We start from the raw sequence: 24,684 nt of genomic DNA, 5'->3' as shown, positions 1-24,684 counted from the left end.
AACCTTCAACCTTCAACCTTCAACCTCCAAACCTTCAACCTTCAATTTCTCCACCAACTACCACATTCCGAATCCTTAAGCTTGGTCCTGCACAACCTACAGCTAAGCCGCTTTGTCCACCTTTACCACAGCCACCGGATTCATCCCAATAGAAATCATCACCAATAGCTTCAATATCAGCTAAGGTCTTGAACACATTACCAGAAAGAGTGACATCTCGCACAGGTTCAGCAATTTGACCATTGCGAATCATCCACGCTTCTCCAGCACTAAAGGTAAACATTTCACCATTAGTCATACCTCCTAGCCAATTTCGAGCATAGACTCCTATTGGGATATCATCGAATAACTCTGCTACTGGAGTAGCTCCGGGTCCTATCCAAGTATTAGTCATCCGAACAATCGGGGGATAGTGGTAATTGAGACAACGAGCATTACCAGTAGGGGTTTCGCCTAACTTACCAGCAGTTTCACGGGAGTGAAGACGTCCAACTAATACACCATCTTTAATCAACTGAGTGGTAGTGGCTGGAGTGCCTTCATCATCGTAGAAATAGCTACCCCGGTGTCCTTGGGTCGCAGCTCCATCAAAGATTTGCAACTCCTTTGAGCCAAAACGACGCCCTATACTCATCACTTCTAGTAAGTCAGGATTTTCATAAGCCATGTCGGCTTCAGAAAGGTGTCCAAAGGCTTCGTGAACAAACAAACCAGTCAGGATGGGGTCGATAACTACTGTATAATTACCACCAGTTACAGGTGGTAAGGATAGAGCATCTACAGCACGTTGAGCTGCTCCATGGACTTGTTGATCAAGATTGGTCAGGTCGTCATAGCCTTGGCGAGAGCCAATGGTTTCTCTACCAGTATGGACACTATCGCCATTACGAGCAGTAGCAGCAAAACGCATTTCCAGATCTGCCCAAGATTGCTCTATCAAGGTACCTTCGGAAGTAGCAATGATGATGCGCTGGTTAACATCCCCATACCGGACAGAAGTGGTAGCAATGCTACTGTCATAACTTCTGAGAATTTGATTGTAGCGATCGCATAATGCTTTCTTCTGCGCCAAGGGAATTTGTCTAGGGTCTGTACCAGTCAGGGGTAACTTACAAACATCCTGTCTTGGTTCAATGGGAGCAAGGGTGGTTTCTTGATTACCCACAATCCTAGCTGCTGCGATCGCGTCTTCGACTCGTTCTTTAATAGCGCTAAGCTGGTTAAAACTCGAAAAACCCCATCCTCCATTATAACATGCTCTTACTTGTCCACCGATAGAAAGACCTTCACTAAGGGTTTCTATCTTGTCACCCCGTAATAAAATGCTAGTTCCTTCGGCTTCTTCTAAGCGAATAGCTAAGTAATCGACACGGGAGCCATATTGAGCAATTAGGTCACAGAGTAAGTTTTTGGTATCAGTTAGGACAATTGGCATAGTAGGGGAAAGAGCAAATAACTATTCTATTGTGCAATGAGTAGGGGCTCTAGTGCTATCGTAAGCATTTAGTCGTCAGCTTATGTGCTACACACACGCTACGCGAACAGCTTATGTTCTTTGTTTTACGTCATATCATGTTAAAACTTACACTATTATAGCATAATTTACCCCTTAGATTATTCAACATAAGCAGTAAGGTAAGCCTCAACCCTAGTCACTTCAATAATATTGACTACTTGTAACAATTAACCTTATTATACATAATTATCGACGTTATTCTAAATTTTAATTATTTCGATAATCATAACAATAAGAATTAGACCAATAATATTATTGCTTAACCCTTGATGTAGTGTCTATTTACTTACCGACTTTTCTTGCCACTATCCCAAAATTATCACTAACTTTCAGCAACAGATTGAGGGCGAGTGCTATTAATAATATGTGACAGAATACCGAGCAGAGCATCTAAATTACCAATAAAGTGTTCTTCTGACTCAATATAAACCGAATTTTTGACTAATTTGAGAAATTTCCATAGGCTTCCAGTTGTGACTCCACCATAGATAAACGGAATAGGATTATTTTTGTGCTCATTAAAAATTTGAGCAGCAACCATTTCAGCAATACACTGAGGGATAGCGGATTTAAGGTTATCATTTTTGGCTTCTACTAGAATAGCAATAGGAGCAGTAACCTCCAACTGTTCAGGAGAATGACTAATGATAAAATCACACCTACCGTTTAGCCCTTTACTTTTATCAATAGTAAACTCTGTGCCAGAGAAAAGGCTGATTTGACGCTTGAATTGCTTGCGAATTTCCACTAAAATAGGAGCAACAATCAATTCAGAGCGCGCTTTTTCCGTATCGATTTCCAATCCTAGAGGTAGGTTTTCTTCTAAAATCTCTTTCAATAAAGGACTAGGAGTAACTGGTTCAACTGATTCAAATAAGTTAACTCGTTCTTGAATCGATAGGTTAAATTGATGTTTGAGTGTATCTAGAGTAAATTCACTGTAAGACATGGCTTTAGCTAGCTATATGTAGCTGTTATCAATCCTTTGAGGTACTATCATAAGAATTCAGTGGTCAGCTGTCAGCCGTGAGCTAAAAGCTCATCCTACGCGAACAGCTTAAAATAAATCTGGAACAGGAGAATTTAATCATTCGAGATTGAGAGTATTGAAACTATGGTAATTTGCCCATCTAAGCATAAGCTGAATAGTTACTCATAATCTACCTCAACAATCTCAGTATATTCAAACTGATTTGGACTACGCCTTACCAAATCATAACGATTTCCAGCTAGCTCAATAACATCTTCTTCACAATCAGACTTAGGAGAATTGTAAGTCAACACATACTCTTTACCAAGAAAAGGAAGTATCTCATCAGCCACTTCTCCTCGCCACTGAGTCTGAGTCACTAAAACTACTAATTGATTCGCCAGTCTAGGTAAGATATTAGCAATTCGCCGACGATAGATTTCATCCAAGCTTCCAAAGGGAGAATCCATTACAATAGGAAAAGTACTACTATCGGGTCCCATCAGAGAATGCTCTTGACTCCAATCCCTAACTCGGTCAATAATTCCGCCGATAAAGGATAAACTTAGAATCTGATTCTCTCCCGTAGACGCAGCAACTAGGTTTTCTTCCCCAAGAGTACTTTCTACTAAGGTTAACTCATACTTATCACTCAACTTAGGAATGTAAGGTGTAAAGGAAATTGAGATAAATATCTCCTGGACCCGCTTCTCCAAAGAAGTCCGAAACTGAGTTTCTAAACGTTCCCTAACTTCAATTAACCGTTCAATAGAATCTTGAGCAGCAGCAATCCGTCGCTGTATCAACGCCTGCTTACTTTCATTCATTTTGTGCTTAGCAATCTGCTTATCCTTTAAGTCAATGTCTGTATCCAACTGTTCAATTTGTTGTTGATTACCTCCTTGCTCTAGGGTTAGCTCCCGAATCCTAGTATCTATCTCATCCAATTGTTGTTGGAGGTGACTGATATCCTCATCGGGAAAGTTACGTAACTTTTTCTTGATATCATCTAGTTGGGTCTCAATTCTAGAAAGCTCAGTTCTTCCCTGAGCAATAGTATCTTGTTGTTGGTCAACATCCTGCCAAAATTCTGGCACCTGTTGGTTAATTTCATCAACCTGGGAACCCATACGAATTGCCGTTTCTTCCACTTCAGCCATTCCGGCTTTATCCATCCAGGCTGCTACTTGCTGATGAGCATGAGTTCCCTCAGTTAATTCTACACCACAGATACAGCGCTTGTGTTTAAGTAAATCCCCAACAAATTGCCGCTTAATCCCAACAGGTAATTCCCCTCTTTCCGTTATTAAGTCTTTGACAATCTCTTGAAAAGTTGAGCTTACCTCTGAGAGCAGCACCGTATAGCCACGAGTTGATATAGCTCGTTTCAAGATATTTTGGCTTTGTTTTAGCTGTTCTCTAATTAACTTTTCTCTAGCTTCTAGTTCATCCCGCAGTTGTTGTAACTCCTGAGCGCCACCGAGTTCTAATAACCGTTGACCAATTATCTTCTTTAGCTCATCTTGCTCCTCTAACTCCTGCTTGATTTCCCTTTGACGCTTGATTAGACTCTGGCTCTTCTTTTCCGATTTTCGCTGTTGTTTAAGCAATTGCTTAGTTTCAGAGTCGCCAATTAAAGACAATTCATAGTCTAAGGTTTTTTTCGCTTCCCTTAAATGTTTAATGGAGCGATTTAAAACTTCTACCCCTAGCAAGGTCTTGGTTGCTTCCGCAACTTCTGACTTTTTATCGGAGCGTACCAGTTGCTCAATTCGTTCCCCATCAAAAAAGAAGTATTGGTGCAAACTAGCTGGTAAAATTTGACCAATGATATCCTCGGGTAGTTGTTGAGGTAATAACCAGCGTCCATCATCTCCAGCGATTTGGAGATACAATTCTGTGTTACCTTGATCGACTCCTAACTCAGTTTTGTAAGTACGACATAGACGTTTGACTTGGTAGCGTTTATTATTATGTTCAAATGCCACTTCTACCCAACAGTCTACTGGTTTATTGAACTGAGCTTCAGCAAGAGCTCGCTTATTCAGCAGTTGGTCTTCTGAAGCAAAAGCAGCACTAAACTTTTCATAGAGTACCCACGAAAAAGCATTCAGGATGGTAGTCTTACCTGCACCATTATTCCCATGAATAATCGTAGTGTTTTGCTCGCCACTGGCTAACACAATCACGGGAGTCTTACCATAAAACTGACGAAAATTAAATAGCTGAATAGATAGCAGCTTCATTGAACTTCTTCCTTGACAATTCTCAGGATATCATCATTAATATTACGGGGAGTTTTCATATAGAGTTTATCCTTTTCTGCCTGCAAGACTCGCTCTATAATTCGGCGCACTTCTAGGGGAGCAGTGATAATCGGCTCCTGGACATCATGGAGTTCATTCTTGCTAGGAGAATAAGTAGAAGATTTTTCAGCTACTCTTCTGGAAATGACTGATGTAGCACCACTGGTAGAGTATCTAAATGTCATAACCGTATTTTTTAAAAAAGCGACTAACCTGTCAGATCGTGTCCGGTTGTTTCGGTAGTGTTATTTGTTGTTTATTTTAGTAATCGGTAAGGGTAAATAGGGAATAGCTTGGTAGTAATCACACTTACCAATTCCCGATTACCAATTATCAATTACCCACGCTTTACACTATCGATGTTCCCGGACATGATACCATATCCAGCCTGACTAAATTTATTGTAAGACTTTATTGTTTATTTATACTATAACCCAAAAATTTTGCCAGCTCTTAATAAAGAGAGTCACCCAAAGCAGTACTCTATCTCTGTAGGTTTTTAGTTTTCGATTGAAACCTGCCCACAATCACAGACAATCAAAAATGAAAAACGCAATTACGGCTTTCGGATTTTCTCTATTATCTTTAATGTTGCCCTCTGAAGCTAGGGCATATGATTTAGATTTCACTAATCTTTATGTGTTTGGTGATAGCCTATCGGATACTGGCAATTTGTTCAATATCAGTAAGGCAAGCAATCAGCTAAATCCCACTCTTCCCATCATCCCCCAGAGTCCACCCTACTTTCAGGGACGTTCTAGCAATGGTCCGATCTGGGTAGATTATCTAGCAGATGCTCTGGACATAGACCTGAAGCGATCTACTGATTTGTCGTTGCTGTTACCGGATTCCCCGATACTGTCTCCAATCACTATCACTCCCGATGGCCCTCGGGTGAGTTTTTTCTTCAATGGTGCGACGACTACTCAAAGCGTAAACTTTGCTTTTGGTGGTGCTGGAACCGGATTGGCTGGGATTGGTCAGTTCGGGGAGGTTGTACCGGGATTACTCACCCAAGTCCCAGGGTTTACCAATGACCTAATCGTATCTGATCAGATGGCTGACCCCAACGCCCTCTATATTCTGTGGTCAGGTGCTAATGATTACCAGAGTGTGGAACCTCCTAATCCTACTGAGGTCGTCGGGAATATACAGACAGCACTGAACTCCCTGTATAACTTTGGTGCTCGCAATTTCCTAGTGCTTAACTTACCGGATTTGGGAAAGATACCTCAATCACTGAGGCTAGGTAGTGCATTATCGACTCGCCTCACGGATTTGATCGAGCAGCATAACTCTGTGTTGGACTCCACCCTTAAGGTTTTGAGCCAATCATTACCTGACATTAACCTGATATTCTTTGATGAATATGACCTATTTAATCAGGTTGTGACCAATCCTGGAGACTTTGGTTTCACGAATGTGACGGAAACGTGCTTAGATCAAGCAACGTTGATTGCCTGTGCTAATCCAGACGAGTTTTTATTCTGGGATAGCTTCCACCCAACGACAGCTGGCCATCAGATCCTAGCGGAATCCACCTTAGCAGCACTTAAGTCCCAAGACAAGCCTGAATCTAAGTCTGTACCAGAACCAGTGTCTTCTGCTTCCTTAGGAGTGATAGGGCTTGCCTGGTTGCTTCGGAAACAGTTGAATAAATCCTGCTAGATTTTACTATTAAGTGTAACACAGTGGCAGCTTTCCGAGCTGTCACCGTTGATACTAAATTGATACTAAATAAATTGATACTACTATTGGTAAATTCTATGGGTAAATTTCTGTTAATCTTATCTGCGATCGCTTGTCTATCTCAGACTGCTATAGCTCAGACAAAACCAAGGCGTTGGGTCAGAGTCATGTCAAATGCTCAGACAGGCAATATCCACTACTTTGATGTCGATTCTTTGGTCACCACCACTGATGAAATGGGCAATCCCATCCACTCCTTTGATAGTAGGATAGTATTTGGTAATCCTCTCGAACCAGGAGTGTATTCTGCCATTATCACGGTTCAAGTTAATTGCCCTGAGCGTTCCATACGTACATCGCGTTTTGAACAATACGATTCCCAGGGTAGTATAATCAGCCGGGAAGAATCGGAGAATGATTGGTACACAATACCCACACCCGATACTCCAACGGTTCATGTCATGAATGGTTTTCACACCTTAGCTTGTAAGTCTAAGACTAATGTTGTTAACCGTTGACTGTTAACTGTTAATTGTTGATTGTTAATTGTTGACAGTTAACTGTGGAGTCGGAACTCTGCACTTTCCGACTCAGGACTCAATTGATATCACTGATCAGAAGATTAACTAATTCTTGGGTGATAGGGAAACCAGTTTGTTGCTCAAAGTGTAAAAACATCGGACTGGGGTTAGCTTCAAGAAACACGTATTCACCATTTGGCTTTAAACGCCAGTCAATCGCCGTCCACTGGAGCCAAAACGCTCTAGTGATAGCTTTACACTGCTGTTGCACGGTCTTTGGCAGCCTGACCGGAATCAATTGAGCATCGATATCTTCTCGAAAGTCAAGAGACTTGGAGCGAATTTCTGCCGAGTACATCGAGTCCCCAATTACATAGGTGCGAATATTGGTGCCAGGGATATACTCCTGTATAGTAACAGGAGAAAGCCGCAGGGCTAAGTTTAGTCGTTCAGGTTGTAGATGTTGTTCTGTTAAAAACTGGACATGAGCATCACCATAGACTGGCTTAAAAATTACTTGCTCATAAGACTTCGTAAACTTAATGATAGCGTCTGGATCATTACTAATTAGAGTATGGGGAATCGTTACACCCATTTGTTGAGCTTTGCTCAATTGTAGAGGTTTTTCCTTATGAAATTCATAAGCTTGCCATGAGTTAACCCAGTGAATTGAGGTTCCTTGCATCAACGTTCTTAGGGTACTCATAGCATCATTAAAAGCAACTCTATGCTGTAATGGATTTTTGATTGGGGGAATTTGAACTCCAGAAAAATTACGCCAAAAGATGCTACGAATATCTCTCAGACGTAATTGATAGCCATCGGATAGGGTGAGAATTCCATCGTTAGTGTGTGGCTGCCAAGATAGGCGTAATTTAGTAGGAAACAGAGAGGTATCGAGATAGTTTGTCTTGCCTCCAGCCTTAGTCAGAGCATAGTTGATATGCGCAGCGTGAGTATCTTCAGGGTTGCCCAAAATTAAAATATTCATCTATTGCCAAACAAAACGAACTAGTATTTATACTGTTCTGCTGATTACCCAAGTTCTTTTTTTGTTTCGGTTTACTAGATAATAGTGTGGCTAATCAAGTCAATATCATACTTTGTTTGGTAATAAATTGGTATTTTAAAACACACTCTAAGCCAAATTAATTTTGGTATACTATAAGTTATATTTCCCTGATCACAGGTAAATTTTATAGTTAAATACATCCTGATATTACTCCGAAAATATAGTGCACTCTGTTGACAAATTGCCTAAATGCTGAAAAACGCTGCTAATCGGTCCAGGGAATTGTCACTAGATGGCTTACCCCTTGAGGGCGACATTTCTCACTATAGCAATCCTATAGGATTGCTATATGCCCTAATCTTTATAATTACTAAAAAATTGGCAAGTGTGCCAATCTTGAGATTCTTTTCACTGGTAATGGTTTAAGGTCAATACCTGAGAGATGTTGTTTGTGTTCGATAGCAGTTAGGTTGTTACTCAAGGCTTCGAGCAGGTCTCCCCCTTCTTCTGACAAGGCGCTTTGTGCTTGCACCCCCTTCTTCCTCGATCGCGAAGGTGGTAATATTGCCATCTTCTCCAATTCCATCCGTAACAATACCTCCTTCTTTACATGAGCTTTGGCGAGTAGGGACATTTAAACTGTCGTGTTGAGCAGGTGGACTGGCAAGTTGAGTATTCATGACTGCTTTGAATTGCTGAAAGCGCTAGTTCAAAAAGATGGTCAGAGAAATAATCTCTGTATGTAACCATGACAAAATAACCTGGCTTTCGTAATCCAGATAATTACTGATCCTGTTAAATCTTTTACAATTCTATATCCGTTAATTCTCTACTTTAGCTCTTATTCATGGATAAATACTAACTAAGTAGTCGCCCACAAAACTAGGGGAAGAGAAAGGAAACTCACTAAGGTAGACAAAACCACTGTCCGTGCTACTAAAGGAGCATCTCCCCCAAACTCAGTGACCAACACTACCGTACTAATTGCCACAGGCATGGCACTTTGTAACACCAACACCTGTAAATTTAATCCCTCCAGTCCCAATGCTTGACCAACGGTATGGGCAATTAGCGGAGCTACCAACAAACGCAAGCTAGTCGCAAGCACCTCATACCGTCCTATTACCAAACGGGTGCGGGACAATTGTATCCCCAACACAATTAAATCGATAGGGATTGCTGCCATACCCAACTGGTGAATACCCTTATCTAGCCCTAAAGGCAGTTTTAAGCGCAATAAACGCCAGGTTAATCCTGCCAGCATTGCCCAGAGTAGCGGTAGTTTTAGGGTTAAGCGCACTCCAGAACTAATACTACCCCCTTTAAGTAAAGCGGGACAAATAGCAAACATCAACAAGGCAGCTGTGATCATGTAAACTATAGCGCGTTCTAAACCCGGTGTACCAAAGGCAAAGGAATTGAGAGGAAGCCCGAGGTTTCCAGCATTGGGAAAAATAGCAGCAACCATAAAGCTTTTTTGGACAACTGCTGGTAATTTCAACAGTTTGCCTAACCCCCAACTCAGTAGGTAAAGCAACACAGCGGTAATGATCAAGCCAGCAACTAAACCAGTGGTGCTTTCGGTAGACAGTGTTGTCCGATACAAGCTGTCTGCTATCAACGCTGGTACCAGAATATAAAGAGATAGCTGAGAAAGAGTTTGCTTGTCCAGAGATAACGTGCGACCAGCAATAAATCCAATCAGGATAATTAAACCGACCGAAACGACAGCAGGTAGAATAACAGTCATTAGATAAATACTGAGATGAACCCCATTAAAGCAAAAGTCTTTTTATTAACCGTTTAGTGTTGACCGTTGACTGTTGACCTTCAAGCAACCTTTAACATTCAACATTCAACCTTAAACCTTAAACCTTAAACCTATTTTTGCTAAACTGCTTCAGTCGCCGCCGCAGTTGTTTAATATTAGGTCTGTGACCTCCATAACGCCAACGGATATAAGCATGGGAAATCTGCTCAATGACCTCAGCGGATGCTTGAGGCTGGTCTTGACTTATACAGCTAGCGTACTCTAGGGGAGTTTGAGTCGGATGTTTGACATACCCTTTGGTTGCTAAAATCTTGATCATTTGCTGGTAAATCTGTTCCATTGGTGGCAATGTTGCCAACCAGAAACGATAGCGCCAGTTTTTCCACTGATGCCAACCTAGCCAGCTCAGAAAACCAAATGCGATCGCTAACATCAAACCGCTCAACATACCTAACCAACCACTGGACACCATCTTCCACAATCCAACAAATATTCGGATAATGGTACCAATGGTGAGATGCCATAGGTTGCTGAGTAAACCAGTTATTGGTGAGGGGAGCCAACCTGCTACCCACTGCCAAAACTGCCGCAAGACACTAAAGGTTTGATATTGCTCGACGGAGGGGGGCAGCAATTCATGACCTGGGATGGGGTCAAAGGCAAACCAACCGTATTGAGGGAAATAAACCTCAGTCATGGCATAGGCATCAGTATTGCGGACGATGTAAAACCCAGTAAAGGGGTTAAATTCGCCAGTGCCAAATCCAGCCACTAATCGGGCTGGGATGCCTATGGAACGGAGCATAATCGTGAGGGTGGTGGAGAAGTGGTCGGGATAACCACCTTGATACTTGAAGAGAAAGGCTTCCACCAAATCTTGATTTTCTTCTAAAAAAGGGAATTGTGAGGGGTCTTGGGGGAGGCGATAACGCTGCTTAACCGCCTGGGCTAGATACAAGGCTTTTTCATAGGAAGAAGTAAGAGGTTTTTCTGAAGTGGCTAGGAGTTCTTCAGTACGTTGCCTGACCCTCACTGCAATTTGGGGGGGGATATCCAGATAGTAGTTTTGAATCGACTTGGGGTAGTTATCCCCAGCTTGCTGCAACTTAGTGCGATCGCGAAATGGAACTTCTGATATTACGGTATAGGTTAGTCCTTCTACTAAACCTAAAGGCGATCGCAAACTGCCTTCTGCTCCAATACCTATTTCCCGCGACGGAAAGAACAATTCGTTAGGATAGGCCAAAGCGGGAATCAGATTCGGCAATTCTGATACAGCTGTATAGGTTTGAATTACCTTTTTGGTTTGACCTGTGATCAAGGCAGGTAAGAGTTGGAAGCGATAGGACCAGCTTGGTCGAGTTATTTTCTGAACTTGATTATCCCGAGAAATTTCCCAACCCTGACCCGTGTAGTGGTCAAACGCTAGCACTCGCCAAAATCCCGGTGCTTGAGAACGCACCCGCATCACTACCTTAGGTTTGAGTTCTCCCCGCAGATTCTGGTTAATCTTGCTATTAAAGCCATAGTAAAATGTCTCATCCAACTCACCAGAACCCGTAGCGTTTTGAGAGTCACCACTACCATTTTCCCCTTGCTGTTTCCCTTCACTTACATAGCCAGGGTTAACAATTAACCTATTTTGTGAATCAAATCTCCGGTTTGCCATTTCCCCAGGAGCACTGACGGGATACATCTGGATTTGATAACCAGGGAAACGAGGCATCAGAGCAAAAATCGTTAACCCTAGCGCCATAATTACCCCGATGAATAAAATGAGACGCTTTAGGGGTATGGGTGAGGAGTGTGGATTAAACCAATATAATTTTTTACCTTTTTTTTCCGTAGATATACCCAAGCGTGACTGGTAATCCAGGACAAGAACCGGTAATGCGATCGCTAAAAATACTAACAACAGAGGGGCAAACGCCAGAGTCTGACTCACAGTACCAGCGACCCCCAACAGGATTAGCCCAATTACCATCGAATAGCCCAAATCCTTGCGGCGCGGCAAGTCAAAGCTATGGAGAATTTGCAGCTGAACTAACAACTGAGCTAGAGCTAAGCGGGTATCATTGAGCTGACTGAATACATTGCCCAAAAAGGCTCCCAATGCCAGCAACATCCCCAATGCCAGCAAGAATTTCAGAGCAATGTTACGTTGGCGACGACGATACCAACTCCAGGTTGCTCCCACAATACTTAAGGGTACTGCCCAAAGACTCCAGAAGGTAGATGCGGCGACATCAACAGCCACAATTCCTACTACTACCAGTGCCTGTACCAACACCCTTAACGAAATCGACTCCTCTGTAGGAGGCAATGGCTTCGCCTCAAGACGCTGCCAAAACTGACTCACCATGGTAGATGCGTGATAGGTTATATGTCAAGCTTGGAATGTTAAAGGTTGGAATGTTAAAGGTTGGAATGTTAAAGGTTGGAATGTTAAAGGTTGGAATGTTGTTGGAATGTTGAAGGTTGGAATGTTGAAGGTTGGAATGTTGAAGGTTGGAATGTTGAAGGTTGGAATGTTGAAGGTTGGAATGTTGAAGGTTGGAATGTTGAAGGTTGGAATGTTGAAGGTTGGAATGTTGAAGGTTATAACCTGCAACCTGTTCACCTATTCACCTGCAACCTGTTCACCTATTCACCTGCAACCTGTTCACCTATTCACCTGCAACCTGTTCACCTATTCACCTGCAACCTATTCACCTATTCACCTATTCACCTATTCACCTGCAACCTGTTAACCTGTTAAGCTGCAACCTGCAACCTGTTAACCTGCAACCTATTAACCTATTCACCTGTTAACCGGCAAGTATTCTGACTAATTTGTCGGGCAGATTGCAAAGGTCAAAGGTTTCTGTTCTCCATGATGGAAGCGAATCTCGATAGAACAAATCTGATTCGGTTGTAAATCATAGGATTCTACACTCAGGTAACCTGGATAGGTACGTTCTGCTTTTGCGGAGGCTTGAGGTGTACCTAGAGTTAAGCTACCACCTCTAGGCAAACGAGTGCTGACCCGTAGCTGAGACACACCATCTTCTTGATGATATTCGGCTCGCAGAGTCACTAAACCAGCACTAGTCTCCCACTGGCGCTCCACAGGAGTTTGATTTGGTGAAACTGGAATGGTCAGGGTGGTAAGAATTTCCTTAGCTGCTAACAGAGCTAAGACCATCTTTTGGTCATTGTTAGCTTCTTCGTAAGGTAGGGATGGCAGTAGTTGTTCTGTAGAACGGGCACTTCCCATCAAGATGGTGCCACTCCAGGAGTTAAGGGCATAGAATTCGTCAGGAAACAGCTTTTGAACTGCCCTAACCAGTTTAGCCCCTAGCTGATACTGGGAAGACACTGCCTCAGAGCAGGCTTCTAGCAATTGAGATAAAACGTTTTCTGGTATGGCAGTTGGTAAAGCCAAGTTAGACAACTGTGGCATCCAAAACCTAACTCCGGAAACCCAAGACTCTGCTATTGCGTCAACAATATCAGTTTCATAGTCTGACATTTCTGTCTCCCAAGGAAACAGAGGTGGGTTAAGTTCAATTTGAGCTTGTAGTTTGCGCTTCAATAGCGTCTGGAAACGATTTTGCACGGTTGACATCTCTCCCAAGTTGTAGCGGCGGATTTCACCGCCTAGTGTAAGGTCATCATGGGTGATCGATTCTAGTGAATCCACCCACATGCGGTCTAAAACCGCTTCGCCATTGTGATTAGGGACAATGTTCAAGTTTTCCAAGTCCAGTGATTCTGATAAATCCAGGGGATATACATCAAAGTCAAAATCCGCTGCTGTTGTCTCACCCAGAGGTACAGTATCGTTTACTTGACCGTTTGATGGTATTGAAGCAGCGGGACGGGACTCTTTTAGCCAAGCCATTAAGCGGCTATAGAAAGCGTCCATATTGTTATCTATGTCACTATTCATCTTTAGATCTACCGGATCCGGATACTGAACTATTACGAATATCCCAGGCAATTTCGAGCAACTTAAACCATCGCTTCTGTGCCTGGTTTAGTGTACAACCCAAGGTCTTAGAAATTTCTTCATTGGAGTAACCTTGTTGTTTGAGTTTAAGTAATTCTGACTGTTGGGAGCTCAGTTTTTGTTGAAATCGTTGCCATTCTTTTGGTGTTAGCCCCAGATTTCGATCCAAATCTGCTCCCAGCCACTGATGTACCAATTCCCAGCGGTGAGACAGAGCAAACCGAATCAGATGATACTTAAACCGTTGTTGTAAATAGTCCCGCTGTCTGGGATTGATGCCTAAAATCTCCTCAATTTCCCTGGTTGGCAGGTCTTTCAGCCGCAGAGTAAAGTAATTTGCACAATCATGTTGCTGGCGTTCTTCGAGATAGGCAAATAATTCTTTGATTACAGTTTCCCGCAGGCTGGAGTCTAGGGGTTCAGAGTCTGATAACACCATTGCTTCCCGCACCTGCTGGATCGCCGCATCATTCCAAGTCGCATCTGACTCCTGTGCTGCTCCTTCCGCTGCTGTATCCATATCCACAGAGGTTTCTGGAGGTTGCTGTTGGGAAAAGGTTTGAGCACGTAGAATGACCAACTGTTGGGAACGGCGACCGGGTAAAGGAATACGTCGTTTACCATAGCGCTCTGTAAACGCCATATATTCTGATAGTTCCAGGAGACTGCGGGGACGATAGGTTTCCTCCAGGGAGGTTTCCCGCCGAAAGGCATTTAAGGCTTCGGCATAGAATCCCTGTAAGAAATCTTCAATCATATTCAGCCGCGCCTGGTAACTGGTCGGCGTTTGATGGGGTGTAATGTAGCGGTAGATAATCGCACTAAGAGTACTCTGTAGTTCTACCCTTCCTTGGAGCGACCCCAGTTTGTAGTAATGACAAACTTGCTTGAGACGATGGTTAGCGAGGTTTTGAGCCCAGCTGTCCACATCCCCAGAGTTTTGAATCCGATTACTTTCATTGCAAATACGATTAACTTCATCAGCGATACGTCTTGCTACGTCCTGGCAGTTTTGCTTAGAAGCACGAGTGGACTGCCGGAGTTCGTTATACAGCAGTTCAAATAGTCCTTCCACGCCCAGGCAGACTTCCCTCATCATGATTTTCATTCAATAACGACCCTAACATACACGTACTCTCGACAAATTTGATTTAGGTTTAGACTATGTGCAGCCAAATTCCTCACCCTATAGCTCCTATGGAATTAGACGAACAAATTAACAATTTGATTGATAATGCCCCACAAGATGGAACGACGCCTCAATCGATTGAAGCGATCGCTCCAGTACTCAAACTTCTGGCGGAACAACTAAACCATCTGGAATATTACATTCTCCAAAATCTTGACCAAGGTTGGGTGTTGACTACACTGAGTAATCGTGCTAACCCTGACCTGGAGAAAAATGTTATTTATGCTTTTCCGACTGTTCAAGATGCTGCCAATTTTCATTCTGATTGGGATCCTCAACTTATGGCGTGCGGGGTGCCAGTCACTCACATTTTGTTTCAGATGTTGGCAATCGACACCGTCACTAGTACTGTTTTCTTTGATACACCTGGTAATTTAGCGGTTGGTTCAGAGGTCTCTCGAGAGGACCTACGAAATTTAATACAAGCTCAACTACAGCAAATCCGGTCAGCACCCAAGTCAGATTCTAACAATCAACCTCCTGACATTGCTTAAGTATGGCTTCACCAAAGCAGGGGATGACTGGATGAGGGGATGACTGGATGAGGGGATGACTGGATGAGGGGATAAGACACGGAAGACTATTGAATCACGCATTATTACCATCACCCCTGATCACTTCATTACTGATCCGGTCTCATCTAGGCACTTTTGATGCATGATCATGCATCAATATAGTTCTTTCGTGCCATCACGACCTCTGGCCATCTCCCCATCGGTGAATTTACTATCTGTAAACGCAACTTGGTATTAATTTGCCACTTGCTATAATAGTGCGGCTAAAATTGCGGTTAAGCCCCCAATATGCCTAGCAATAAAACTATGGTAGCTTCTTTTACTGGCTTCCCTGATACGGAAAATCACTGGGCAAAGCCATTTATTGAAGGTTTAGCCAATCAGGGAATGATTAGCGGTTTCCCTGATGGCAGATTCCGACCTAATCTACCCATGAATCGATCTCAGTTTGCTGCCATATTAAAAAACGCTTTTTCCCAACCCGAAAAACAACGATCTGCTCCGAAGTTTATTGATGTATCACAGAAACACTGGGCTTTGGAGGCGATTCAATATGCTTACGAAACTGGCTTTATGTCGGGTTATCCTGGTAATCGCTTCCGCCCAGACACTAATCTGGTTCGAGTGGAAGCCTTGGTAGCGATCGCAGCTGGCTTGAACCTTCCCTTGAGTGAGATATCGGATGTACAGATAGAGCTACCCCAACTCTATCAAGATGTGGATAAAATTCCTGGTTATGCCCGAGACAGGATAGCCACCGCTACGGATGCTAACATAATTGTCAATTATCCCAATCCCAAGCGACTGCGACCCACTCAAGTGGCAACTCGTGCTGATGTGGCAGCGTTTATCTATCAAGCTTTGGCGTATTTGGGTCAGGTGCCAGACCTAAACTCAAAATACACGGTTGCTTTCCAAACCACTAGGGAGGTTAGCCATCAGCGAGAGTTTCGGGGAGTTTGGGTTGCCAGTGTCTGGAACATTGACTGGCCCTCTGAAAAGGGTCTAGCTGTAGAAAAACAGCAAGAGGAACTGATCGAGATTATTGACCGGATTGAGGAACTTAACCTCAATGCTATGTTTTTCCAGGTACGACCGACGGGAGATGCGTTATATGCCTCAGAATTAGAACCTTGGAGTGAATGGCTAACAGGTACCCAAGGGCAAGCACCAGAACCGTTTTACGACCCGCTGGAGTTTGCGATCGCAGAATGTCACAAACGCAATATTGAACTACACGCCTGGTTTAACCCGTTCCGCGCTGCAACAGGATCACAAGTTTCCGCAAAAGTCAAGCCTCACATCAGCGTTACCCATTCAAACTATGTGTATCAACACGGTAAACAATTGTGGATGGATCCAGGAGTAAAAACAGTTCAGGACTGGACTTATAACGTGATTCTGGATGTAGTGGGTCGTTATGATGTCGATGGGATTCATCTGGATGACTATTTCTATCCTTATCCTATCAAAGATCAAGATTTTCCTGATCAAAAAACCTATGAAGCTGATCAGGAAGCTGGGGGTGAACTGAGTTTGGGGGATTGGCGCAGGGACAATGTGAATAAGATGGTTGAGCGTCTCTACACTGGCATTAAAGCTACTAAGCCAAAAGTTAAATTTGGGATTAGTCCCTTTGGAATTTATCGTCCTGGACAACCTCCTCAAATTAAGGGATTAGATCAATATGAAGCTATCTATGCTGACCCGAAAAAATGGTTAGAAGAAGGCTGGGTCGATTATATTGCTCCTCAACTTTACTGGCGCATTGAGCCTCCTGCCCAAAGTTATCCGGTTTTACTGCAATGGTGGACAGAAAATAATCCTAAAAATCGACACATTTATTCTGGGAATAGACTCAGTAAGTTAGATGGACAAGAGTGGCCGATTTCTGAGTATGAAGAACAAGTTGAAATTAGCCGCGATCTAGTGTCTCAACTCTCCCTAGGGAATATTTTCTATAGCATGAAAGTATTCACAGAAAATCGTTTAGAGGTGGTTGATCAGTTGAAAAGCTCTATTTATTCTGAACCTGCTGTTGTTCCTACTATGGAGTGGTTAAAGACTGAGCCACCTAAGACACCAGGTAATGTCAGAGCAAGAGATGGTAAGCTAATTTGGCAGAAAGTTTGTGATGGAGAGATTTGTTATTGGACTCTTTATCGACAACAAGATGGGGTTTGGAGGTTGTACAAAATTCTGAATTCAGCCACGCTAGAGATAGCGCTAGAGTCGGGAATCTATGCCTTGTCAGCAGTGGATAGGATTGGGAACGAAAGTTTAGGAGTTGTGGTATCGTTGGGTTAAAGGTTGTTCGCCCTTGGCATCCCTATTAGGGTAGGTTCAATGGTTAAGGCAGATGTTGGCTAAACTCATCTAAAGAATTAGCTGTTAATGCCGTTGTCATTAAGGTGTCCAGTTGTTGGATATTTAAGCCTTGTATTGTTTCAGATATCTTTGAAGGAATCGTTCCAAATCGTAGTTGGAGTATTCGCTCCAAGTTAGCACGACGTTCTTGTTGAATGCCTTCTAATATCCCCTCTTCTCTACCCTGTTTTATGCCCTCTTCTCTGCCCCTTAATTCTCCGACTGCCTCTGCCCCTTCTAGCATACTAATTTCATACCGTTTATCTTCCAGATATTTCTGATAGGCTGCCTTTTCTGTATTTGGTAGACTCTCAATCCTCAGGTTTTCCTTGGCTTGGGCTAATCCCCTGGCTTGGAATTCCTCCTTGATTTCACTATTTTTCAGGAAATATATCCATTCATCCAAACTGTTTCTAGTCACATCATTAAACTGTTTCACTCTCAAGATGTAATATTCGGGAAATATCTGGTACACCTGCTCAATTTTGAACAACTCCTTCTGGAGATTTGATGGCTCTAGTCTATCCTGGATATGACGTCCGATAAAATCTAATTTCCCCTCATATATGTAATCTTCTCCTTGGCCGAGGGGAAAGTAAACTATATTAATGGAGTAGACCTTTTTGACTTTACTATAAGGCTCTCCTTTATCCAGATATTCGGTAATCAGAGTCGAAACTCCAAATAACATCCGCTGAAAGTAATCATTTTCCGAACTATTTTGCACCTCCACCAGCAATAACTCTCCCGCACTATTGAGAGCTAGAATATCCACCCGGTTGAGTTTATTGTCTTGTGTCCCTCGATTACTTTCGCTTTCTAATATCGATTCAATGGTAATCACTTCCCCGAGTAATTCGCTGATAAAGCCTTCGAGGACAACATAATTAGCTTTATCCCGCAGTTGTTTTTTGATCGCCCAGTCAAAGCGTATGTGTGTTGCTGCCATGATTAGTCTTGCTATCTACAAGCACTATGCCATCTCGACTTAATTTCCTTTAGACTTCTAGTTTAACACCTGGCCATTACTTCGGCAGATGTTGGCTAAACTCATCTAAAGAACTAGCTGTTAATGCCGTTGCCATCAAGTTGTCCAGTTGTTGGATATCTAAGCCTTGGATTTTACCAGATATCTCTGAAGGAATCGTTCCAAATCTTAGTTGGAGTATTCGCTCCAAGCTAGCACGACGTTCTTGTTTTATGCCCTGTTCTATGCCCTGTTCTATGCCCTGTTCTATGCCCTGTTTTATTCCCTGTTTTATGCCCTGTTCTCTACCCTGTTTTATGCCCTCTTCTCTACCCCTTAATTCTCCGACTGCCTCTGCCCCTTCCAGCATACTAATTTCATACCGTTTATCTTCCAGATATTTCTGATAGGCTGCCTTTTCTGTATTCGGGAGATTCTCAATCCTCAGGTTTTCTTTGGCTTGGGCTAATCCCCTGGCTTGGAAGTCTTCCCTGATTTCACTATTTTTCAGGAAATATATCCATTCATCCAAACTGTTTCTAGTCACATCATTAAACTGTTTCACTCTCAAGATGTAATATTCCGGAAATATCTGGTACACCTGCTCAATTTTGAACAACTCCTTCTGGAGATTTGATGGCTCTAGTCTATCCTGGATATGACGTCCGATAAAATCTAATTTCCCCTCATATATGTAATCTTCTCCTTGGCCGAGGGGAAAGTAAACTATATTAATGGAGTAGACCTTTTTGACTTTACTATAAGGCTCTCCTTTATCCAGATATTCGGTAATCAGAGTCGAAACTCCAAATAACATCCGCTGAAAGTAATCATTTTCCGAACTATTTTGCACCTCCACCAGCAATAACTCTCCCGCACTATTGAGAGCTAGAATATCCACCCGGTTGAGTTTATTGTCTTGTGTCCCTCGATTACTTTCGCTTTCTAATATCGATTCAATGGTAATCACTTCCCCGAGTAATTCGCTGATAAAGCCTTCGAGGACAACATAATTAGCTTTATCTCGCAGTTGTTTTTTGATCGCCCAGTCAAAGCGTATGTGTGTTGCTGCCATGATTAGTCTTGCTATCTACAAGCACTATGCCATCTCGACTTAATTTGATTATACTGGATCAGTGGCTCAGTCCTGAGCAATGGTCTTTAGACAAACCTAGCCAAGAGGGATTAAACTGAAACAATAAGCAATAAGCGAATTTTGTCCATTTGAGTTGGTTACCGTGAGAGAGATTTTAAAGGTTATTCTTCCTCAACTGCGTCAGCACTTCGAGAAAATTTACAACGATATGAGGGGATTCGGGTCTCGTCAACATTGGGACTCTACCCCCCGATTCATAATGCGATGTTCCGTTCGCGAACGCAAACTAGAATCGAGTGAAATAATATTCAGGGGTAATCCCTGATGGCTGAGTCTTGTTAAGATGCCATGTTCCGTTCGCGAACGCAAACCAGAGTCGAGTGAAATATGTTGACGGCTGACGGCTGAGTCTTGTTAAGATGCGATGTTCCGTTCGCGAACGGAACAAGGAACAGCTTCGCGATCGCATTAGACAAATGACCAATGACTACTGATTAATGACTAATCAAGGGATGATCCCTGACAGCTGAGAGCTGAATGTTTACCTGATCAGTGTTTTTGGCGATATCCTTTTAAAAAAACTATAATCAATCTACCATAGCTAGAAAATTGACTAATTATTTGGTCCTAATTTAGGATAGTATAATCTAGGGGAGTAAGATTAATGAACAATCAAATTATTGATCAAGTATTGTACAACCACAAACTTTATATTGATGACCTATTACAAGATTTGCATAAATTTGTTATTCAAATCAATAAACCGGAATTACAGTCAAAAATAAGGACGATACAAAAAAATAGTAATGAACCGTTTTTGTTAGTTATTGTTGGAGAAGTAAAAGCCGGAAAAAGTAGCTTTATTAATGCCATAATTCAAGAAAAAATTTGTCAAACTGATGTTGAGCCATGTACGGATGTTATTCAAAAAATTGTTTATTCAGAGGAGCAGTTTGAAAAAGAAATTAGCCCAACGTTACGAAAAATTGGTTTACCCATTGATATCTTGAAAACTTTATCAATTGTCGATACTCCTGGAACGAATACGATTCTGGAAAACCACCAAGAGATTACTGAAAACTATATTCCTAACAGTGATTTAGTGTTTTTTGTCTTCTTCGCTAAGAATCCCTATCATAAAACAGCTTGGGAACTCCTGGATTATGTTAGTGAGCAATGGCGTAAAAAAGTAGTCTTTATACTTCAACAGTCTGATTTAACTAAACCAGAAGAATTAAGCCGAAATACTCAGAGAGTTAAAGACTATGCTAGTCAACGACATATTGAGTCTCCTATAGTTTTTGCGACATCAGCGGAATTAGAAAACAATGGAAATGAAGAGGGGAGTGGGTTTAGGGAAGTGAGAGGATTTATTAATGATATGGTTACCGGTGGGGAGACTTACAAAATTAAACTTAAATCAATTAGCGATCGCACTCAAAACGTGATTGATGAATTAGAGCATGAATTAAAATCTATCCAACGGCAACTAGAGCTGGATAAATCATCAGTAGAACGAATCAAAACTAAACTAGCTGTCGGTGAAAAAAAGTCTCAAGATGACATTACTAAACTGGTGGATAAGTTGGCTGCCAACTATGATCTAGTTGCTGAGCAAATAAAATCTGATTTTAGCGCTGGTTTCACCTTTCCTAAACTAATCAATAAGTCCGTTGTTGGTACCGTTAAGAAAAATGCCTCAATCCAAGCCTGGATCGATCAGATCAAGGCTAAGTATGAACCAGAGCTACAGCTCTCGTTAGAAGAAACCTTAAAAGAGGGGACACTCCATTTTTTAGGGGATATTAAAAACCTAATTGATTCGTTAATACAAGATTTGGAGACTATCCAGAATTATTCCAGTAATAGCAATCTATCTATCCGAGTTATGGAGCGCCGTCATGAGGTGTTTGAAGACGTTAAGCAAAAAGCGTCTAAGCTCCTTGAAGATGCTGAGTTTATCAATTCCTTAAAATCAAACGCTAGTGGAGTCGCTACCAATATATTAGGTGGAGCGGCAGTAACAGTAATTGCTGGCCTATTTATGGCGATAACGGAAATAGTAATATTGGATCTTATCGGTGCTGCGTTTGCCGGAGTTGGAATTTTAGTCTCCGGGGGAGCGCTTTATCTGAAAAGAAGAATGATAATTAGCAAGATTGGCAAAAAATTAGAGAGTGATAAAACTAAGTTGATATCTGATATTCATCAGCAACTTACCTTAAAGTGTACTCTGATTTATGAAGAAATTAAAAGAGTATTTGGAGATTTAGACGATTATGTTGAAAAAGAAGAAGAAGGACTAGAACCAATCCTTAAGGACTATAGAACAATCCAGAGCAAGGCTAGAGATTTATTAGTGATTAGTAATGATTAATGGTTATTGGCCGTAACTATTGGGTTATGGCCGATGAATCTGTTCACTATTGCTGGCACAATCATAGTTGTTGAGGCCAACATCTAGAGTACTCATGCCCTGAATAGCTTTAACTGGTAGCTGTATTGCTAGCTTTACTGGTAACTGTACTGATCTCTCAATCAATCCCAAAATCTACTAAACATCACGGGGGAGCACTGTGGCTGTGGTAGTTCTAGCAACTTTAGCTATAGAAAGGCTATCAAATGTGATAGTATAACCTTGAGTGAAAAATTGGGTAGTTTCAGGGGTGAGGTCTATACGCCTCTAGCTTTAGATACGGGGTTAGTCTGACCCCTCACTTAAAAGAATTGAGCTTTTAAAGTATTGAGCGATTCGGCGTTTTATTTCTTTTATTTATGTTATAATGCTATGGCTGGCCTACCACAGGTGAAAATTCGTCGGTATCACCAATTAATCTACGACGTAAAGCGATGGTAGTAGCAAGGGAGCGAAAAACCCTTAAAACGCATGGACTCGACAGAGTACCGACCAAAGCGCCAAAGTTAGTTTTTTTAGTGAAAGGTAGGGCGGGGCACGCCCAAACCCTGGATGACTTATTCCAGTACGCTTGTGGAGATCAGACCGCTGGGTACACTTGCTCAAACTAGATAATACGTTTGTACACGGTTATTCGGTGCGAGGAACGGCAAAACCCTTGTGTATTAAAGTCAGTTCGTCGAAGCAAGAATCCCCCGGCATAAGCGCCGTGGGGAGTGTCAATGTAAGCCTAACTTGGTCAACTTAGACCAGACTTAGCTATATAATAAGGTATTTTTGACTCTAACTCAGGAGTCCCAGGAGGGATATGAGCAGCACAGATAGCAATAAAGACAAGGAACTCCAATTCACTGCTAAAGGAACTGGATCCTCTGGATACATCGATAGGAAACAGCTGAGCGTAAAGCCATTACCCCAAAATCGTCCTATTGCTACAAATGTTAGTGAAGGGACAGATGAACTAATGGGCTATCTTGACTAAGGGATTACTTGTCTGGTAAACCAGTGCTTCCGGGTGTGGTTAAGTCGTTAGTGTCTACAGTGTCATCTTTAACACTTCACCCGGATTAAGCGTGTGCTAGCGCCATACTAACGTTCTAAAACCCCTCAGCATAACGCTTCAACTCCCATGCCATTCGTTTAATACCTCGTAACTCATCCTCTCGGATAAACGGTAGAAACACCCGAGACAATATACCGGAATAAGAGTGTTTGTGGACGTATTTGGTACGACCCACTCCTATTTCTTGCAAATCAAATACACATTCACTACGAAAGCCAGGGATAGAAGACACCCAACTTAGACACACACCAGGCTGAAGTTGTGTCACCAATGGCTCAAATTCTGTCTCTTCTTCATTGGGAAGCCGTCGCAGCGACAGAAAGACTTCTTTCCCCTGCTCAAACCGTAAAGTTGAGTCACAATCAAACAGAAATGTGTTCCAGTACTTCCACTGCTGTTTATGGAACAAAATTTGCCAAACCTTCTGCCTTGGGACATTGATCTCAATGTCAGTATAGAGACTTGTCATGTTAGTAAATAGCAGTTTTACCGGCTTCAAGTACTGTTATTTTAGATTATGGTAAATGGGAAAGCATAGAAGGGTGGACTACACACAATAATAACACGGATGCACGGATGACTTAATCCATGCCCTAAATCCGCTGTTTGATATTATTAGTTATCAGTATCTTATGTCTACTGGTTCCTTTGAAAAAAACAGTTTGGATTGGCAGTTGCAGCTGCTGCAACGACAATTCGGGGAGTGGTGGGAGCTGACAATGTCTCAGGTGCCTCTTGACCAACCCCAAAGCTCACTGCCATCTTGGTTACTGTCTCCTATACTAGGCCAGGGGATTAGGATAACGTTTTGGTTACTTGTGGCTGTAATCCTAAGCTGGCTAGGGGTGCGACTGATCAGAGCATTACATCCTTATATTATTTCTTATTACCAACAACTTACTCAAGCTGCAAACAGAGTGACAAAACGACCAGTTCGAGAATTATCAGTGGTCAATTGGTGGGAGCGATCGCAAAACTATCAGCAGCAGGCTAACTACAGGGAAGCCTGTCGTTGCTTGTATATGGGGATGTTGCAGCAATTACACGATACTGGCATTGCCCCTCGCCATCCTAGTCGCACGGATGGAGAATATCTACAACTCATCCAGCAATTACCGCAACCTAAACCATACCAAATCTTACTGATCACCCACCAGCAGTTGTGTTTTAGTAACGCCGAAGTCTCTAGTCAGGTTTTTGAACGGTGCAAGGAGGCTTATCAACAGATGAAGGTTGTTCGCGTAGCGTGGCCGAAAGGCCAAGGATAAAGTATGTTCGCGTAGCGTGGGTGAAAG

23 protein-coding genes are annotated in these 24,684 nt (G+C 42.4%); 7 read left to right on the top strand and 16 right to left on the bottom strand.

Going from position 1 to position 24,684, the window contains the following annotated elements:
- Window positions 1-34: 34 nt before the first annotated feature.
- From F6K38_RS09065 to F6K38_RS09050, 4 genes are all read right to left on the bottom strand, one after another.
- Entirely contained in the window at window positions 35-1,435 is a 1,401-nt protein-coding gene (locus F6K38_RS09065; RefSeq protein ID WP_287250130.1) for a TldD/PmbA family protein, read from the bottom strand.
- Window positions 1,436-1,838: 403 nt separating this feature from the next.
- Window positions 1,839-2,465: a hypothetical protein gene (locus F6K38_RS09060; RefSeq protein WP_008191428.1), complete on the bottom strand. Its 627-nt coding sequence runs from the start codon at window positions 2,463-2,465 to the stop codon at window positions 1,839-1,841.
- 200 nt (window positions 2,466-2,665) lie between these two features.
- Window positions 2,666-4,732, bottom strand: coding sequence for an AAA family ATPase (locus F6K38_RS09055; RefSeq protein WP_008191426.1), 2,067 nt, complete (start codon window positions 4,730-4,732; stop codon window positions 2,666-2,668).
- Window positions 4,729-4,977, bottom strand: coding sequence for a hypothetical protein (locus tag F6K38_RS09050; protein ID WP_008191425.1), 249 nt, complete (start codon window positions 4,975-4,977; stop codon window positions 4,729-4,731). Before F6K38_RS09050 ends, F6K38_RS09055 begins: the two co-directional genes overlap by 4 nt.
- A gap of 358 nt (window positions 4,978-5,335) precedes the next feature.
- Between F6K38_RS09050 and F6K38_RS09045 the strand changes: the two genes are divergently transcribed.
- A complete protein-coding gene (locus F6K38_RS09045) occupies window positions 5,336-6,460 on the top strand; it encodes an SGNH/GDSL hydrolase family protein (protein WP_044495733.1) in 1,125 nt (374 codons plus the stop codon).
- A gap of 98 nt (window positions 6,461-6,558) precedes the next feature.
- Entirely contained in the window at window positions 6,559-6,999 is a 441-nt protein-coding gene (locus F6K38_RS09040; RefSeq protein WP_131826842.1) for a surface-adhesin E family protein, read from the top strand.
- Between the two features lie 79 nt (window positions 7,000-7,078).
- On the opposite strand, the gene F6K38_RS09035 is transcribed toward F6K38_RS09040, so the two are convergent.
- The 7 genes from F6K38_RS09035 to hetZ form a co-directional block, all read right to left on the bottom strand.
- Window positions 7,079-7,993 carry an MvdC/MvdD family ATP grasp protein gene (locus tag F6K38_RS09035; RefSeq protein ID WP_008191421.1) on the bottom strand — a complete coding sequence of 305 codons (915 nt, stop codon included), beginning with the start codon at window positions 7,991-7,993 and terminating at the stop codon, window positions 7,079-7,081.
- A gap of 391 nt (window positions 7,994-8,384) precedes the next feature.
- Window positions 8,385-8,648, bottom strand: a complete 264-nt coding sequence (locus F6K38_RS09030; RefSeq protein WP_008191419.1) for a hypothetical protein — start codon at window positions 8,646-8,648, stop codon at window positions 8,385-8,387.
- 228 nt (window positions 8,649-8,876) lie between these two features.
- Complete coding sequence (locus tag F6K38_RS09025; protein ID WP_287250138.1) at window positions 8,877-9,764, bottom strand: AEC family transporter; 888 nt, start codon at window positions 9,762-9,764, stop codon at window positions 8,877-8,879.
- Between the two features lie 118 nt (window positions 9,765-9,882).
- On the bottom strand, window positions 9,883-12,147 hold the full coding sequence (locus tag F6K38_RS09020; protein ID WP_287250141.1) for a transglutaminase TgpA family protein: 2,265 nt from the start codon (window positions 12,145-12,147) through the stop codon (window positions 9,883-9,885).
- On the bottom strand, window positions 12,119-12,409 hold the full coding sequence (locus F6K38_RS43255; protein ID WP_353737179.1) for a pentapeptide repeat-containing protein: 291 nt from the start codon (window positions 12,407-12,409) through the stop codon (window positions 12,119-12,121). Before F6K38_RS43255 ends, F6K38_RS09020 begins: the two co-directional genes overlap by 29 nt.
- A gap of 203 nt (window positions 12,410-12,612) precedes the next feature.
- Entirely contained in the window at window positions 12,613-13,716 is a 1,104-nt protein-coding gene (locus F6K38_RS09010) for a hypothetical protein (RefSeq protein ID WP_008191411.1), read from the bottom strand.
- Entirely contained in the window at window positions 13,709-14,872 is a 1,164-nt protein-coding gene (gene hetZ, locus F6K38_RS09005) for a heterocyst differentiation protein HetZ (RefSeq protein ID WP_044495770.1), read from the bottom strand. Before hetZ ends, F6K38_RS09010 begins: the two co-directional genes overlap by 8 nt.
- 68 nt (window positions 14,873-14,940) lie before the next feature.
- On the opposite strand from hetZ, the gene F6K38_RS09000 reads away from it, so the two are divergent.
- Together F6K38_RS09000 and F6K38_RS08995 are read left to right on the top strand one after the other, a co-directional pair.
- Window positions 14,941-15,459 (top strand): hypothetical protein, encoded by a 519-nt coding sequence (locus F6K38_RS09000; RefSeq protein WP_008191405.1) that lies wholly within the window; start codon window positions 14,941-14,943, stop codon window positions 15,457-15,459.
- A gap of 327 nt (window positions 15,460-15,786) precedes the next feature.
- The gene (locus F6K38_RS08995) at window positions 15,787-17,787 is read left to right on the top strand and encodes a glycoside hydrolase family 10-like protein (RefSeq protein ID WP_287356477.1); all 2,001 of its coding nucleotides are present in this window, start codon (window positions 15,787-15,789) and stop codon (window positions 17,785-17,787) included.
- 43 nt (window positions 17,788-17,830) lie between these two features.
- Here the strand turns inward: F6K38_RS08995 and F6K38_RS08990 are convergent, their stop codons facing one another.
- The 3 genes from F6K38_RS08990 to F6K38_RS08980 all read right to left on the bottom strand — a co-directional run bounded on the left by F6K38_RS08990 (window position 17,831) and on the right by F6K38_RS08980 (window position 20,394).
- A complete protein-coding gene (locus F6K38_RS08990; RefSeq protein ID WP_287356475.1) occupies window positions 17,831-18,796 on the bottom strand; it encodes an Rpn family recombination-promoting nuclease/putative transposase in 966 nt (321 codons plus the stop codon).
- Between the two features lie 76 nt (window positions 18,797-18,872).
- Window positions 18,873-19,889: a PD-(D/E)XK nuclease family transposase gene (locus F6K38_RS08985; protein ID WP_287356473.1), complete on the bottom strand. Its 1,017-nt coding sequence runs from the start codon at window positions 19,887-19,889 to the stop codon at window positions 18,873-18,875.
- 307 nt (window positions 19,890-20,196) lie between these two features.
- Window positions 20,197-20,394, bottom strand: coding sequence for a hypothetical protein (locus tag F6K38_RS08980; protein WP_131826841.1), 198 nt, complete (start codon window positions 20,392-20,394; stop codon window positions 20,197-20,199).
- 180 nt (window positions 20,395-20,574) lie between these two features.
- On the opposite strand from F6K38_RS08980, the gene F6K38_RS08975 reads away from it, so the two are divergent.
- Window positions 20,575-22,287: a dynamin family protein gene (locus F6K38_RS08975; RefSeq protein WP_008191396.1), complete on the top strand. Its 1,713-nt coding sequence runs from the start codon at window positions 20,575-20,577 to the stop codon at window positions 22,285-22,287.
- 24 nt (window positions 22,288-22,311) lie between these two features.
- On the opposite strand, the gene F6K38_RS08970 is transcribed toward F6K38_RS08975, so the two are convergent.
- Window positions 22,312-22,452, bottom strand: a complete 141-nt coding sequence (locus tag F6K38_RS08970; protein ID WP_154659988.1) for a hypothetical protein — start codon at window positions 22,450-22,452, stop codon at window positions 22,312-22,314.
- Between the two features lie 682 nt (window positions 22,453-23,134).
- Here F6K38_RS08970 and F6K38_RS08965 point away from each other — a divergent pair.
- Complete coding sequence (locus tag F6K38_RS08965; RefSeq protein ID WP_008191390.1) at window positions 23,135-23,308, top strand: hypothetical protein; 174 nt, start codon at window positions 23,135-23,137, stop codon at window positions 23,306-23,308.
- A gap of 115 nt (window positions 23,309-23,423) precedes the next feature.
- Here the strand turns inward: F6K38_RS08965 and F6K38_RS08960 are convergent, their stop codons facing one another.
- The gene (locus F6K38_RS08960; protein ID WP_008191388.1) at window positions 23,424-23,858 is read right to left on the bottom strand and encodes an SRPBCC domain-containing protein; all 435 of its coding nucleotides are present in this window, start codon (window positions 23,856-23,858) and stop codon (window positions 23,424-23,426) included.
- 163 nt (window positions 23,859-24,021) lie between these two features.
- On the opposite strand from F6K38_RS08960, the gene F6K38_RS08955 reads away from it, so the two are divergent.
- A complete protein-coding gene (locus F6K38_RS08955) occupies window positions 24,022-24,657 on the top strand; it encodes a DUF4129 domain-containing protein (protein WP_008191386.1) in 636 nt (211 codons plus the stop codon).
- Window positions 24,658-24,684: the final 27 nt, after the last annotated feature.

Origin of the sequence: Moorena sp. SIO3B2, assembly GCF_010692525.1 — a bacterium.
Taxonomy (GTDB): domain Bacteria; phylum Cyanobacteriota; class Cyanobacteriia; order Cyanobacteriales; family Coleofasciculaceae; genus Moorena; species Moorena producens.
The sequence above is the reverse complement of the archived record's forward strand: the minus strand, read 5'-3'. Positions and strand labels throughout refer to the sequence as shown.

Coding starts and splice junctions, on each gene's coding strand:
- F6K38_RS09065 (WP_287250130.1), bottom strand. CDS start 1,435: ATGCCAATTGTCCTAACTGATACCAAAAACTTACTCTGTGACCTAATT.
- F6K38_RS09060 (WP_008191428.1), bottom strand. CDS start 2,465: ATGTCTTACAGTGAATTTACTCTAGATACACTCAAACATCAATTTAAC.
- F6K38_RS09055 (WP_008191426.1), bottom strand. CDS start 4,732: ATGAAGCTGCTATCTATTCAGCTATTTAATTTTCGTCAGTTTTATGGT.
- F6K38_RS09050 (WP_008191425.1), bottom strand. CDS start 4,977: ATGACATTTAGATACTCTACCAGTGGTGCTACATCAGTCATTTCCAGA.
- F6K38_RS09045 (WP_044495733.1), top strand. CDS start 5,336: ATGAAAAACGCAATTACGGCTTTCGGATTTTCTCTATTATCTTTAATG.
- F6K38_RS09040 (WP_131826842.1), top strand. CDS start 6,559: ATGGGTAAATTTCTGTTAATCTTATCTGCGATCGCTTGTCTATCTCAG.
- F6K38_RS09035 (WP_008191421.1), bottom strand. CDS start 7,993: ATGAATATTTTAATTTTGGGCAACCCTGAAGATACTCACGCTGCGCAT.
- F6K38_RS09030 (WP_008191419.1), bottom strand. CDS start 8,648: ATGTCCCTACTCGCCAAAGCTCATGTAAAGAAGGAGGTATTGTTACGG.
- F6K38_RS09025 (WP_287250138.1), bottom strand. CDS start 9,764: ATGACTGTTATTCTACCTGCTGTCGTTTCGGTCGGTTTAATTATCCTG.
- F6K38_RS09020 (WP_287250141.1), bottom strand. CDS start 12,147: ATGGTGAGTCAGTTTTGGCAGCGTCTTGAGGCGAAGCCATTGCCTCCT.
- F6K38_RS09010 (WP_008191411.1), bottom strand. CDS start 13,716: ATGAATAGTGACATAGATAACAATATGGACGCTTTCTATAGCCGCTTA.
- hetZ (WP_044495770.1), bottom strand. CDS start 14,872: ATGAGGGAAGTCTGCCTGGGCGTGGAAGGACTATTTGAACTGCTGTAT.
- F6K38_RS09000 (WP_008191405.1), top strand. CDS start 14,941: ATGTGCAGCCAAATTCCTCACCCTATAGCTCCTATGGAATTAGACGAA.
- F6K38_RS08995 (WP_287356477.1), top strand. CDS start 15,787: ATGGTAGCTTCTTTTACTGGCTTCCCTGATACGGAAAATCACTGGGCA.
- F6K38_RS08990 (WP_287356475.1), bottom strand. CDS start 18,796: ATGGCAGCAACACACATACGCTTTGACTGGGCGATCAAAAAACAACTG.
- F6K38_RS08985 (WP_287356473.1), bottom strand. CDS start 19,889: ATGGCAGCAACACACATACGCTTTGACTGGGCGATCAAAAAACAACTG.
- F6K38_RS08975 (WP_008191396.1), top strand. CDS start 20,575: ATGAACAATCAAATTATTGATCAAGTATTGTACAACCACAAACTTTAT.
- F6K38_RS08965 (WP_008191390.1), top strand. CDS start 23,135: ATGAGCAGCACAGATAGCAATAAAGACAAGGAACTCCAATTCACTGCT.
- F6K38_RS08960 (WP_008191388.1), bottom strand. CDS start 23,858: ATGACAAGTCTCTATACTGACATTGAGATCAATGTCCCAAGGCAGAAG.
- F6K38_RS08955 (WP_008191386.1), top strand. CDS start 24,022: ATGTCTACTGGTTCCTTTGAAAAAAACAGTTTGGATTGGCAGTTGCAG.